The organism is Pseudomonas sp. H1_F01, from assembly GCF_054681425.1.
The window spans coordinates 2,303,077-2,315,647 of sequence record NZ_CP162823.1; the positions used below are offsets into that span (position 1 = coordinate 2,303,077).

Here is a 12,571-nt window from a genome sequence, read left to right on the forward strand (position 1 = left end):
GCTTCCTCTAGCCTGACGACCCTTAATGTTCTTGAGCCGGTTTCTACCTGTCGCGTTGCTATTGGAAAGCTTGCCATGCCGAACAAAGCACTCCGTATCTTGATTGCCGACCCACACCATGCTCATCGAATCGTGCTGGAGCGCCTGTTCAATCAACAGGGCTATTTCCGGATTGTCCCCGTGAGCCATGTGCAAGAGTTGCTGACGCTGGTGGAGTACGGCAGCGAGCCCTTCGACCTGATTGTCGTCAATGCCGGGCTGGCAAGCGGGGCGTTGGACTTGCACGATTTTGTTATCTATAGCCCACAGGTTCGTCACGGGATGATTTACAACGCGCAACCGGCCAGCCTGTCGCCGGTGCCTGTCGCGCGCCGATCGAGCATGCACCTGAGCCAGGCGCCACTGCCTGACCTTGCCTCCCTGCGGCGCCTGATGGAGCGGGTCGACCCTCAAGCCAGTGAGTCGTTGCAACCGTGGACGCGTGCCCTCAGGCAGGGCCGTGGACGCTGAGAAAGACCGCTGGTCTGCACTGTCGGATCTGACAGGTGGCAGGACCTGGCGCTTGTGCAAGAGTCCGGTGCAGTCATGGCGCCGGTGCCGTTTGTAATGACCTGGGGAATTGCCTTGAAAGACGTGTTGATCGTGGATGACCACCCTGTCATACGAGGGGCGCTGCGGCTTATTTGCCAGAATGAGGCGTTCACCCACATCCGGGACGCCGGCGGCACGGCTGATGCCAGGGCCCTCATCAAGGAGTGCGCGCCGGACCTGGTGATCCTCGACCTGGTGATGAACGGTTTCGATGGCCTGGACCTGCTGGTCTGGATCATGGCCCAGTTCCCTGAATGCAGCGTGCTGGTGTTCACTTCCCAGGATGCGCAGCACTTCTGCAACCGCTGCATCTCGGCCGGGGCCCGAGGTTTTGTGACCAAGAAAAGCGACCTCAAGGAACTGACCAAGGCCATCCAGGCCTTGAAATCCGGTTATGCCTATTTTCCACAAATGTCCGTCAGGCTGGATTTTCAGCAACGCAGCGAACAGCAGGCCCTGGAAAGCCTCTCCGCCCGCGAGTTGTCCATCCTGCGCATGCTGGCCATGGGCATGCGCGGCAAGGACATCGCCGAAAGCCTGTTCCTGAGCCCAAAAACCGTCAGCACCTACAAGACTCGGCTGTTGGAAAAGCTCGGCCTGAAATCCTTGGTGGGGCTGTCGGAGTTTGCCAAGCGCAATCACCTTTGAATGAGTTACACCAAATAATGTGGGAGCGAGCCTGCTCGCTCCCACAGTTTTTTGATCGCTGTTCTCTAAATAGAACGCTAAGGCCGGTTTTTGCAGTCTAGTGCTGCAAAGGTGTCGGTTCTAAGCTGTGTCCATTGAATCGCAGCGCCTGATTTTTGGAGACACAGCATGAAAAACATCATCGGCCTCTACACCAGTCCGCGGCCCCATTGGGTCGGCGATGGCTTCCAGGTTCGCACGCTGTTTTCCTATGACAACCTGGGCAAGCACGTCAGCCCGTTCCTGCTGCTGGACCACGCCGCCCCGACTGAATTCACGCCCACCACCGAGCGTCGTGGCGTCGGCCAGCACCCGCATCGCGGTTTCGAAACCGTGACCATCGTCTACCAGGGCGAACTGGAGCACCGTGATTCCACCGGCAGCGGCGGCAAGATCGGTCCCGGCGACGTGCAATGGATGACCGCCGCGTCCGGCATCATCCACGAAGAGTTCCACTCCGAAGCCTTCGCCCGGCAGGGCGGGTTCATGGAGATGGTCCAGTTGTGGGTCAACCTGCCTGCCAAGGACAAGATGGCCCCGGCCGGCTACCAGACGATCCTCAAGGGCGACATTCCGAACATCGCCCTGAAAGACAACGCCGGCAGTCTGCGCCTGATCGCCGGGCGCTTCGAAGGGCATCAAGGCCCCGCCAGGACCTTCACGCCTATCGATGTCTGGGACATCCGCTTGAATGCCGGGAAAAACCTCATTCTCGACCTGCACGAAGGCCACAACACCGCCTTGGTGGTCTTGCGAGGCTCGGTCCAGGCCAATGGTCGCGAACGGGTCGAGGCCGGGCAGATGGCCCTGTTCGACCGGGCTGGCGACCAATTGAGCCTGCAAGCCAATAACGACGCGGTGGTGCTGCTACTCAGTGGCGAGCCGATCGACGAACCCATCGTCGGCCATGGTCCGTTCGTGATGAACAGCGAGCAGGAAATCCACCAGGCCTTCAACGATTTCCACTCCGGGCGTTTTGGTCGGATGGAGGATTGAGGCGAAACAACAGCCACCCAGAACCCAGTGTGGGAGCGAGCTTGTGTGGGAGCGAGCTTGCTCGCGATAGCAGTCTGATAGTCGATGAGTCATTGGCTGATACACCGCAATCGCGAGCGAGCTCGCTCCCACAGGAGTTTTGTGAGGAGCTCTACAGCGTGGTCATTCTGTGCCAATCTTCGCCAATCGCCTTCCTGGAGCTGTCCCGATGCTGTCTCTGATCTCCGAGCACCCGCTGCTCTGTTCCCTGGCGCTGCTGGTGCTCGACCTGTTGATGTGGCGCCTGGTCAGTGCGGATCGGATCTATTGGAAAGTCGGCGCACGGCTGGTGATTTTTTCGCTGTTCAGCGTGCTGCTGTTCAACGAAGGCCTCAACCCCATGGTCCCGGCGCAGTGGGTCGAGGATGTGCCGCGGCACTTGGCCGCGACCGGCCTGCAGATCGCCTGGTGGCTGTTTGCCGCGCGAACCCTGACGGTGCTGATCGGCGCGGCGATGATGCAACGGGTCGGCCATACCGGGCGTTTGTTGCAGGACTTGCTCGGCGCGGTGATTTTCCTGATCGCCGTCATCGCCGCAATGGCCTACGTGCTGGATTTGCCGGTCAAAGGCGTGCTGGCGACGTCCGGCGCGATGGCGATCATCGTCGGCCTGGCCTTGCAGAGCACCCTCAGCGATGTGTTCTCCGGAATCGTGCTCAACACCACCAAGCCTTATCAGCTCGATGACTGGATTTCCATCGACGGCACCGAAGGCCGGGTCACTGACATCGACTGGCGAGCCACGCGCTTGCAGACCGCCCAGGGCAGCATGGCGGTGATTCCCAACTCGTTGGCGGCAAAGGCCAAGGTCATCAACTTCAGTCGACCCAGCGACGTCCATGGTTTGTCCATCAGTATCCAGGTCAGCCCTCACGCGCGGCCACAAACCGTGATCGACGCGTTGGAGCGGGCGATGATCGGCTGTCGTTCCTTGCTCGCCGTCCCGGCCCCCTGCGTGACGCTCAAAAGCAGCGGCAGTGGCGGGGCGGAGTACGAGATCAGCGGGTTCGTTGCCTCCATGGCCCAGAAGCGCACGGTGCGCAACCAACTGTTCGACCTGGCGTTCCGGCATTTGCAGGCGTCGGGCGTGAGCCTGTTGTCCACCAGTGAAAGCGCGGTGCCCCAGGAGGTGTCGCGACCCAGGGCCTTGCTGGAAAGCTCGAACATTTTCTCTACCTTGCGCCAGGACGAGAAAGATACCTTCAGCCAGAACATGACCCTGCAGACCTTCCGTGCGGGTGATGTGATCCTGGCGGCCGGGGAGGTCAGCGATCATCTGTTCATCATCGAGTCCGGGGTGGTCAGCGTGACCCTCATGCGCAACGGCCAGCCACTCGAGGGCGGGCGCATGGGGCCGGGGGAGGTGATCGGCGAAGCCGGGATCGTTGCCGAGCAGGCGGCGCTGGCGAATTTTTCCGCCAAGACTTTCTGCACCCTGTACCGCATCGAGAACAGCTACCTCAAGCCTTGCCTCGAAGCCCGTCGCGACATCAACGACGCGATGAAAAACCTGCTGGACGTACGCATGCACCTCGCCCAGAACCTGACCCGCGAAGCCCCCAAGCCGGTCGCCAAGAAACGCTTCCTGCAGTGGTTGCGCAATCGGGCTTGAACCGTATCTGAACGACAAGCACCGCTCCCTCGCTGTGTGGGAGCAGAGCTTGCTCGCGAAACCGGCGCCTCGATCTCTGAAGGACTGCATCGCACCCATCGCGGGCAAGCCTTGCTCCCACAATCCCCTCGCCACGATAGATTCGTGTTCTTCTCAAAGGATCAGCATCGGTCTCCCATTGGCCACCCGAACTTCCCAACAATTGGCTATTTGTACCGCGCCACTGCACGGCTAACGTAGCGCCACACCCAATTGTTCTGGAGTTCACCATGCAACCGCGCATCGATTTCTACACCGCGTCCCCTGACGCTTTCAAAGCCATGCTGGCCCTGGAAACCGCCGTCTCGAAGCTGGGCCTGGAGAAGTCCCTGCTGGAGCTGGTCAAGCTGCGCTCCTCGCAAATCAATGGCTGCGCCTTCTGCATCGACATGCACACCGCCGATGCCCGCAAGGACGGCGAGACCGAGCGTCGGCTGTACGCCGTGACTGCCTGGCGTGAAGCGCCGTTCTTCACCGGCCGTGAGCGCGCCGCTCTGGCCTGGACCGAAGCCCTGACCCGCCTGAGCGACACCCATGCCCCGGACGCGGACTATGCCCTGTTGAGCGAGCACTTCAGCCCCAAGGAAATGGTCGACCTGACCGTGGCGATCAACGCCATCAATGGCTGGAACCGCTTGGCAGTGGGCTTTCGCAAGATGCCTGAGGCGTAATCAGAAGAAAAATACCTGTGGGGGCAAGCCTGTGGGAGCAAAGCTTGCTCGCGATGAAGACACCTCGGTCTCAAAAGGACCGCGTCATCTTCATCGCGGGCAAGCCTTGCTCCCACAGGTCCGTGGAGGCCTCAGACCTTCAACACTTTGCCACTGGCCGCCACCGCCACCAGCGATATCGCAATCAACCCGAAGGCAATGCTCAGGCTGCTGCCATGGGCGACGAAGCCGATCAGCGCCGGGCCGGCAAGGATGCCGGCATAGCCGATGGTGGTGATGGCCGGAACAGCGATGGCCTCTGGCATCAAGGTCTGTTTGCCGACGGCGGTGTAGAGCACCGGCACGATGTTCGAACACCCGGCGCCCACCAACGCATAACCCAGCAGCGCGGCTTGCCACATCGGTGCGAGGGTCGCCAACAGGAATCCGGCTGCCGCGATCGATCCGCCATAGATGATCACGCGTTTGGCCCCCAGGCGATGCACCACTGAATCGCCGGTCAGCCGGCCGACGGTCATGGTCAGCGCGAAGGCGGCATAACCGAGTCCGGCATAAGCGGTATCCACCGCGCGTTCGGTGGTCAGGAACACGGCGCTCCAGTCCAGCACCGCGCCTTCGGCCAGGAACACGATGAAGCACAGGATGCCGATAAACAGCACCACGCCGTGGGGAATGGCGAACGCCGGTCCCGAGCTTTCGCTGCCGTAGGGCAGCAGGTGCGGCGCAGCCTTGAACAACGCCACCAGCAGCACCCCATTGACCACCAGCGTCGCCCCCAGCGGCGAAAGCCCCAGGCCAAGCAGGGCACTCACACCCGCCGCGCCAATGATCCCGCCGAGGCTGAACATGCCGTGGAAACCCGACATCATGGTCTTGCCACTGGCCCGCTCGACAATCACCGCTTGCAGGTTCACGGTCGAGTCCACGGTGCCGAGCCCGGCGCCAAACAGGAACAATGCGGCCACCAGCCAGGGCAGGGAGGTCATCGTCGCCAGCAACGGCAACGCCAGGCAGATCAGAATCGTGCCGCCGCTAAGCACCCGCCGGCAGCCGAACCGCGCCGCCAGCGCGCCGGAAATCGGCATCGCCAGGATCGACCCGACCCCCAGGCATAACAGCAGCAACCCGAGGGTGCCTTCATCCAGGTTCGCCCGCACCTTGGCGTAAGGCACCAGCGGCGCCCAGGCGGCGATGCCGATGCCGGCGATGAGATAGGCGATGCGGGTGGACATCTGTTCCAGGCGTCCGGGAATAAAGGTGGGCGGGGGCGTAATGGCAGTCATGAAACGTCCTTGGCTTTCGGGCGGTGTGGTGCGGTGCGGCGGGTAGGGGCCTATGCTTGCATATCCACTGACCGCACTGCGACCCCAAGGTGCCGGCCAACGTGCAGGCTTTGCTCTCACAGCCTTTGCCAGCATAAAGTACCGGCCCCTGCTGGCTGATACCGGGTTTGGTCCATGACGAAGTTTTACGACGCGCGCGGCAATATCTATGGAGTCGTTTCACCGCAGCAGGTCCGTGACCACGGCATTGGTCTGCCCCAGTCAGCCGTCCAGGCTGCCCAGGCGCGTGAGTCCTGGTCAACGGCTGCCGTGCACGCGTTCTGCGCCTGGGCACCGGATGAGGCGCCGCCGGACGCCAAGGCCCATCGCAGTGACGGCCTGTTGATCGGCCCGTTCCAGAGCGAACCGCCTTTTGATCTGTTGATCGTCAACACCGACGGCACCCTGGCCGAGCGCAGCGGCAATGGCCTGACGATTTTCTCCCAGGCGTTGCAAGCGCAAGGTTTGATGCCAGGCGCGGGTGAGTGTGTGCTGCAGGTTCATCACGATAAACCCGACGGCTTGTCACCGTTGCAAACCTCGGTTCGTGCCGCTGAGTTCGACGGCGTTCAAGGCTTCTGGCTGGACCTGGGCAAACCGCTGTTCGGGGCCCAGGCTGTTGGCGCCCAGGAGGTCGAAAGCGTGATGTTCAACCAGTGCGATGTCAGCCGTGTGGCGGCGCTTCACCAGTTGAACCCAGCGTGGGGCCACAGCCAGTTAGTGAGTATCGGCAATCCTCATTGCGTGACGCTGGTGGCGGGTGTCGAGGCGTTGCCGGGCAATTCGCAGATGCGTGCTGCGGCGCTGTCGCAAAGCCTGACTCGGATTGCTTATGCGGTGCCCGGTGGGGCCGGCGTCCCGTGCCCGAGGGGGGTGAATCTGCAATGGGCCTGGCACGAAGCCGAAGGGCGAATCGCGGCCCGGGTGTTCGAGCGAGGTGAGGGACCCACGGCTTCCTCGGGCACCAGCGCCAGTGCCGTGGCCAGTGCGGCGTGGCGGGTGGGCTGGGTGCAGGCGGGGGCGGTGAGTGTGGTGATGCCGGGGGGCACTGCGCCGATTTTGCTGGAAGAAGAGGCGGGTGAGTTGGTGCGGGTCAGGCTGTTTGGGACGGCGCGGCTTGTGTCGTAGCGTTTTCTGGATGTTTTGCGGTGTGGCCGATGCCGTCTTCGCGAGCAAGCCCGCTCCCACAGTGGATCGGTGTTGGACACAACATTCATGTCCACTGAGGATCCCCTTGTGGGAGCGGGCTTGCTCGCGAAGGCGGCAGTACATCCAACCTGGATGCAACTGACCCACCGCTATTCAGTTCAACTGCTGCGCAAACTCCACCACCGGCATCTGCCGCTTCATCAGCACTTGGCCGTTGCGTATCGAGTAGAGCGGCAAGCCCTGGCTGCGGATCACTTCGTAGTCACTGTCCGCCGACAGGATCAGCAGGTTCGCCGGGCGCCCGGGTTCCAGGCCGTAGCGCTCGCCCAGGGCCATGGCCTTGGCGCTGTTGTCGGTGACCAGGTCCAGGGCGCTTTGCAGGTTGCGGTAGCCGAGCATGTGGCAGATGTGCAGCCCGGCTTCCAGCACCCGCAGGATGTTGCCGTTGCCCAGCGGGTACCACGGGTCGACGATGGAGTCCTGGCCGAAGCACACGTTCATCCCGGCTTCGAGCAGTTCATTGACCCGGGTGACACCGCGGCGTTTGGGGAAGTTATCGAAGCGCCCTTGCAGGTGAATGCTTTCGGTCGGGCAAGAGACAAAGCTGATACCCGAGTGCCCGAGCAGGCGGAACAGTTTGGCGCAGTAGGCGTTGTCGTAGGAGCCCATGGCCGTGGTGTGGCTGGCGGTGACGCGCGCGCCCATGTCGCGGCTGCGGGCCTCTTCGGCGAGCACTTCGAGGAAACGTGAGTGCGGGTCGTCGGTTTCGTCGCAATGCACATCCACCAGGCAGCCGGTGCGCTCGGCCAGGTCCATGAGGAATTTCACCGAGCTGACGCCCTGGTCGCGGGTGTACTCGAAGTGGGGGATGCCGCCCACCACGTCGGCGCCCATGCGGATGGCTTCTTCCATCAGCTCGCGGCCGTTGCGATAGGACTCGATGCCTTCCTGGGGAAACGCGACGATTTGCATGTCGATCAGGTGACGGCTTTCCTCGCGCACCTCCAGCAGCGCCTTGAGCGCCGTAAGCTCGGGGTCGGTCACGTCGACGTGGGTGCGCACATGCTGGATGCCATGGGCGGCGAGGGCCTGGATGGTTTTCTTGGCGCGGGTCTTGGTGTCTTCCTCGGTGATGGTGGCCTTGCGTTCGCCCCAGCACTCGATGCCTTCGAACAGCGTGCCGCTCATGTTCCAGCGCGGTTCGCCGGCAGTGAGGGTCGCGTCCAGGTGAATGTGCGGTTCAACGAAGGGCGGGACCACCAGGTTGCCGCCGGCATCGAGGTCTTCCGGGCCGAGGCTGGGTGCCTCGGTCTGGCGGGCGATGTTGGCGATCAGGCCGTTTTCCAGGTGCAGTTCATGCAAGCCTTCACGGTTACGCAGACGGGCGTTGATGATGTGCATCAGGCGAATCCTTTAGAGGTCTTGTAGGGGCGCATCAGCGGTGCGAGTACCCATTACGCTGATCAATAGCACATACGTTAGCGCGCCGGCAGCGATTCCTACCAGTGGCGCGACCCATGGCGAATTGAACGCCGCGACGGTGCCAACTCCATAGGCCAACAGCCCGGGCCAGTTGAACGCCGGCAGTTGCGCCTCGGCCAGGCGCGGATAACGACCACGCCAGCGGAAGAAGAAATCGGCCATGATTACCCCGCCGATGGGTGGGATCACCGTGCCCAGCAGGATCAGGTATGGCACCAGCAGATCGTACATGCCCAGCAGCGCCAGCAGCGTGCCGATCACCGCACCGCCCAGGGTTACGGTTTTGCGCCGGCGGGTGCGCAGCAGGTTGCAACCGGCCACGGCGAAATTGTAGATGGTGTTGTCCTGGGTGCTCCAGATGTTGAGCAGCAACATGGCCATCGCTGCCATGGCGAAGCCCTGCAACAGTAGCACCTCGACCACGTCCGGCTGTTGATAGACGATGGCCCCGTAGGCGCCGATCAGCACCATCAGGCCGTTACCCAGGAAGAAGCCGATCAGGCTCGCCAGCACCGCGACCTTCGCCGAACGGGAGAACCGCGTCCAGTTGGTCGCCTGGGTCGCGCCGCTGACGAAGGTGCCGAACACCAGCGTGATGGCGGTGGACCAGTCGAGGCTGCCCGTCGGCACTATCGCCAGCAAGCCGTCGAGGCCGCCGACCTTCACCGTCGCGACCCACATCGACAGCATCAGCAGCAACATCATGGCCGGCACGGCGATGTAGGAGAGGATTTCCAGCCCGCGATAGCCGATGTAGGCCGTGGCACAGAAGCCCAGGCCGAACAGCACCATCAAACCGAGCACGGTGCCCTCGCTCAATTCGAAATACTTGCCCAGCACCACCGCGGCGGTCGCCGTGCCCCAGGCGTACCAGCCGATCTGGGTGAACCCCAGGATCAAGTCGCTGAGCTTGCTGCCCACCTCGCCGAAACAGAAACGGCCCATCAGCACCGAATTGAGCCCGCTCTTGAAGGCGATGTAGCCCAGGCCGGCGGCATAGAGGCCCAGCAGCAGATTGCCGATGACGATGACCGTGAGCATTTCGGCAAAACCGAACGCCACCCCCAGCTTGCCGCCGGCAAACATGGTGGCGGTGAAAAAGGTGAAACCCAGCAGCACCATGGCCGTGGAGGCCAGGCCCTTGCGAGCGTGCATCGGGACTTCGCTCAAGGGATAGTCATTGCCCGGATCGTTCTGAGTCATGTGGCGGTCCTTGCGGATGAGGGATGTCGCAAGCGTGCAGCGGCCGTGCCAAGCGAGTGATCGCGAGGTTATTTATAGACAATCTTTGGGATTGGGTGGGCGAAGGGATCGAAAGCGGTGCGGCGGTGATTCAAGTTGGAACACAGCTCTCATTGCCGATGATCCAGCCTCCCACAGGGGGAATGCGGTGTGCTTCAGGTTGAGGGGGGCAACGCCAGGAATCGCAACACCGCCGCGACGATAGCCTCCGGCGCGTCTTCCTGGACCAGGTGCCCGGCGTTCGGAACAGGGTGGAACTGTGCACCTGGAATCAGCTTGTGCAGGGCCCGCCCGCGCTCGATGGGGATCCATTGGTCATCCTCGCCCCACAGTATCTGGGTCGGACAGCGTACGGTCGGGTACAGACCCTCGGCTTCGCGGGTATAACGCTCGTCCATCTGCGCAATCTGCCGGTAGAACGCCGCCTGGCCCGACTCGCCAAGCCACGGCTGCACGTAGGGCGCCAGCTCTGCGTCCGGGATGTCCCGTTTGATCGCGCCGCGGATATAGGTTGGCACGATCGCCCGCTGGATATAGTCGGGCAGGCCGCTGAACGCCGCTTCATGCTGGCGTACATGCTGGACAAAGGGTGAACCCCAGGGCGACAGGGCCACCGGGTCGATCAGGGTCAGGCTGCGGTAGTCCTTGCCATTGAGCAGGTGCGTGCGCAGGGCTGTGGCGCCGCCAAAGTCATGGGCCACCACGTCCGGGCAATCCAGGCGCCAATGCTCCAGCAGTTGGGCGAGCAGCTGGTTCTGCACGCCGAGGGACACGTCGGCATCGGGCTGCGCGGACTGGCCATACCCCAGCAGGTCGAAGTAATGCACCGTGTGAGTGGCGAAGAACAGCGGGGCGATGCGGTGCCACACGTAGGAAGAGAAGGGCGTGCCGTGGACAAACACCAGCGGCGGGCCATCGCCGTGGATGGCGTAGCGGATGGGGTGTCCGGTGAAGTCGTAAATCTGATCCAGCGGCCAGTGGGTCATGCTCGATACTCCCTGAAAATGGCTCAGGGGACCAAGCATAGGCCAATGCTGACGGGGTAGGGTAACCCCAATGGTGGCGCTAGATTTTGTGGGAGCAAGGCTTGCCCGCGATGCAGGCGCCTCGGTTCCAGAGAGACTGTGTCATCTTCATCGCGAGCAAGCTTTGCTCCCACAGGCGGACTCCCACAGGTTTATTCGCCGTGGTAGATGCAACCGCTGGTGCAGGTCTCATGGATGCGGATGGCGCTGAGTTCCGGCAGCAATGGCTTCAGTTCATTCCAGATCCACTTGGCCAGGACCTCGCTGGTGGGGTTTTCCAGGCCAGGAATGTCGTTGAGGTAGTTGTGGTCCAGGCGCTCGTAGAGCGGCTTGAAGATCGCCTTGATTTCCGAGAAGTCGCGAATCCAGCCCGTGTGCGGGTCGATGTCGCCGCTCAGGTGGATCGCCACCTTGAACGAGTGGCCGTGAAGGCGGCCGCACTTGTGGCCGTCCGGCACGTGGGGCAGGCGGTGGGCGGATTCGAAGGTAAACTCTTTGAAAATTTCCACAGGTTCGGGCTCTTTAGATATCGGTCGCGAGGCAGGCGGCGGAGTTTATCAGTTTGATAACGGCGTTGCGCGACCGTGCTGACTAAAGGGTCAGCAAACGCTCGCCCAACCCGCCGTTGGCCGTCAGCTCCAGGAACTCATCACCGAGCCGGCGGCTCTCGTCCATCGCCGTGCGCCAGTACTGGCGGCGGCTCGGGTCATCGCCCATGAAGCGCTTGAAGTCGTTGCGGTCTGGCAGTTTGCCGTAGGGCAGGCGCGCCAGGTATTCACGGGACGGCGCCAGCAACAGCACGTCTTGCAGGCGGTCGACGTTGCCCCGGCGCCACGGCAGGCCCTTGTCGAACCAGCCGGGAATGACCCGATCAATGAAGTGTGGGTACAGCACGATGTCCTCGCCGCTGTACGGCAGGTCGAGGTGGTAGTCCAGCAAACCGCCGTCGCGGTAGGTGCCGGCACCGGCACCCGGCAGGTCGCGCACGCCTTCCATGACCATCGGGATCGAGCCTGAGGCCAGCAGGGCCTGGCGCAGGTTGCCGGCGGCCAACGGAACGAAGCGCGACGGAAAGTCATTCAACGGATGCAGGGGCGGGGCCAGGCGCGGGTCATGGATGATCAGCCGTTCGAAATGCCGCGACAGCCGTGCCCGGCCTCGCAGGTTGTCGGCGATCACCGACGACAAGCCCAGGCCCAGTCGGCCGCGATGATCCTGGGCCAGCAGGCCGTGGCTCTTGACCACCATGATGTTGAGCCGGTATTGCGGGTTATCGAGGATTGAAGCGTCGCGGCCGTCGAGCAAATCATCGAGCATGCGTTGCGAGCTCTGGCTGACCCCGGCCATGGTCACGCCTTTGGCGAAGCTTTGTTCGTTGTACAAGGTGCCCAGACGCCGGATTCCCTCGGCGGCGTCCGGCAGGCAGGCGCTGGCGAAGCGCCAGGCACCCACCGAGGCCCCGATCAGCGAGCGCTCCCGGGGCGCGGCGGGCAGCCATTCGCCGAACAGCGCCAGGTCCAGCCCCTGGATGCCCAGGGCCTTCGGACCGCCGGCAGCGCCCGGCAGGATGCCGACGTCGGCGGCGTTCAAGCCGGCCTGGCGAATCCGCCCGAATGCACGCGGGCCGGCCTTGAGGGTGAGCGCGGGAAACTTGATGTGGATGGCGGTCATACCGGTCTCGAATACGGGTAAGCGGCTGATTATAACGATACAAAA

12 protein-coding genes are annotated in these 12,571 nt (G+C 62.8%); 6 read left to right on the top strand and 6 right to left on the bottom strand.

Features of this window, described 5'->3' with window-relative positions:
* Positions 1–75 precede the first annotated feature (75 nt).
* The 5 genes from AB4O09_RS10560 (at position 76) to AB4O09_RS10580 (ending at position 4,635) form a co-directional block, all read left to right on the top strand.
* Complete coding sequence (locus AB4O09_RS10560; protein ID WP_028236688.1) at positions 76–510, top strand: response regulator; 435 nt, start codon at positions 76–78, stop codon at positions 508–510.
* A 114-nt stretch (positions 511–624) separates the two neighbouring features.
* The gene (locus tag AB4O09_RS10565) at positions 625–1,239 is read left to right on the top strand and encodes a response regulator transcription factor (protein WP_003203935.1); all 615 of its coding nucleotides are present in this window, start codon (positions 625–627) and stop codon (positions 1,237–1,239) included.
* Between the two features lie 168 nt (positions 1,240–1,407).
* Positions 1,408–2,274, top strand: a complete 867-nt coding sequence (locus AB4O09_RS10570) for a pirin family protein (protein WP_003203934.1) — start codon at positions 1,408–1,410, stop codon at positions 2,272–2,274.
* Positions 2,275–2,482: 208 nt separating this feature from the next.
* Complete coding sequence (locus AB4O09_RS10575; protein WP_003203932.1) at positions 2,483–3,925, top strand: mechanosensitive ion channel family protein; 1,443 nt, start codon at positions 2,483–2,485, stop codon at positions 3,923–3,925.
* A gap of 269 nt (positions 3,926–4,194) precedes the next feature.
* Positions 4,195–4,635, top strand: a complete 441-nt coding sequence (locus AB4O09_RS10580) for a carboxymuconolactone decarboxylase family protein (protein ID WP_003203930.1) — start codon at positions 4,195–4,197, stop codon at positions 4,633–4,635.
* A 131-nt stretch (positions 4,636–4,766) separates the two neighbouring features.
* Here the strand turns inward: AB4O09_RS10580 and AB4O09_RS10585 are convergent, their stop codons facing one another.
* A complete protein-coding gene (locus AB4O09_RS10585; protein WP_003203927.1) occupies positions 4,767–5,918 on the bottom strand; it encodes an MFS transporter in 1,152 nt (383 codons plus the stop codon).
* Positions 5,919–6,092: 174 nt separating this feature from the next.
* On the opposite strand from AB4O09_RS10585, the gene AB4O09_RS10590 reads away from it, so the two are divergent.
* Positions 6,093–7,085 (top strand): diaminopimelate epimerase, encoded by a 993-nt coding sequence (locus tag AB4O09_RS10590; RefSeq protein WP_460108168.1) that lies wholly within the window; start codon positions 6,093–6,095, stop codon positions 7,083–7,085.
* A 174-nt stretch (positions 7,086–7,259) separates the two neighbouring features.
* On the opposite strand, the gene codA is transcribed toward AB4O09_RS10590, so the two are convergent.
* From codA to AB4O09_RS10615, 5 genes are all read right to left on the bottom strand, one after another.
* The gene (codA, locus tag AB4O09_RS10595; protein WP_027912968.1) at positions 7,260–8,507 is read right to left on the bottom strand and encodes a cytosine deaminase; all 1,248 of its coding nucleotides are present in this window, start codon (positions 8,505–8,507) and stop codon (positions 7,260–7,262) included.
* A 12-nt stretch (positions 8,508–8,519) separates the two neighbouring features.
* The gene (gene codB / locus AB4O09_RS10600) at positions 8,520–9,791 is read right to left on the bottom strand and encodes a cytosine permease (protein ID WP_013693924.1); all 1,272 of its coding nucleotides are present in this window, start codon (positions 9,789–9,791) and stop codon (positions 8,520–8,522) included.
* A 194-nt stretch (positions 9,792–9,985) separates the two neighbouring features.
* Positions 9,986–10,816 carry an alpha/beta fold hydrolase gene (locus AB4O09_RS10605; protein ID WP_460108171.1) on the bottom strand — a complete coding sequence of 277 codons (831 nt, stop codon included), beginning with the start codon at positions 10,814–10,816 and terminating at the stop codon, positions 9,986–9,988.
* Between the two features lie 191 nt (positions 10,817–11,007).
* Positions 11,008–11,364: a 6-carboxytetrahydropterin synthase QueD gene (gene queD / locus AB4O09_RS10610; RefSeq protein WP_003203918.1), complete on the bottom strand. Its 357-nt coding sequence runs from the start codon at positions 11,362–11,364 to the stop codon at positions 11,008–11,010.
* An 82-nt stretch (positions 11,365–11,446) separates the two neighbouring features.
* The gene (locus AB4O09_RS10615; RefSeq protein WP_460108174.1) at positions 11,447–12,526 is read right to left on the bottom strand and encodes a patatin-like phospholipase family protein; all 1,080 of its coding nucleotides are present in this window, start codon (positions 12,524–12,526) and stop codon (positions 11,447–11,449) included.
* Positions 12,527–12,571: the final 45 nt, after the last annotated feature.

Coding starts and splice junctions, on each gene's coding strand:
- AB4O09_RS10615 (WP_460108174.1), bottom strand. CDS start 12,526: ATGACCGCCATCCACATCAAGTTTCCCGCGCTCACCCTCAAGGCCGGC.
- AB4O09_RS10570 (WP_003203934.1), top strand. CDS start 1,408: ATGAAAAACATCATCGGCCTCTACACCAGTCCGCGGCCCCATTGGGTC.
- AB4O09_RS10575 (WP_003203932.1), top strand. CDS start 2,483: ATGCTGTCTCTGATCTCCGAGCACCCGCTGCTCTGTTCCCTGGCGCTG.
- AB4O09_RS10580 (WP_003203930.1), top strand. CDS start 4,195: ATGCAACCGCGCATCGATTTCTACACCGCGTCCCCTGACGCTTTCAAA.
- codB (WP_013693924.1), bottom strand. CDS start 9,791: ATGACTCAGAACGATCCGGGCAATGACTATCCCTTGAGCGAAGTCCCG.
- AB4O09_RS10590 (WP_460108168.1), top strand. CDS start 6,093: ATGACGAAGTTTTACGACGCGCGCGGCAATATCTATGGAGTCGTTTCA.
- AB4O09_RS10560 (WP_028236688.1), top strand. CDS start 76: ATGCCGAACAAAGCACTCCGTATCTTGATTGCCGACCCACACCATGCT.
- codA (WP_027912968.1), bottom strand. CDS start 8,507: ATGCACATCATCAACGCCCGTCTGCGTAACCGTGAAGGCTTGCATGAA.
- AB4O09_RS10585 (WP_003203927.1), bottom strand. CDS start 5,918: ATGACTGCCATTACGCCCCCGCCCACCTTTATTCCCGGACGCCTGGAA.
- AB4O09_RS10605 (WP_460108171.1), bottom strand. CDS start 10,816: ATGACCCACTGGCCGCTGGATCAGATTTACGACTTCACCGGACACCCC.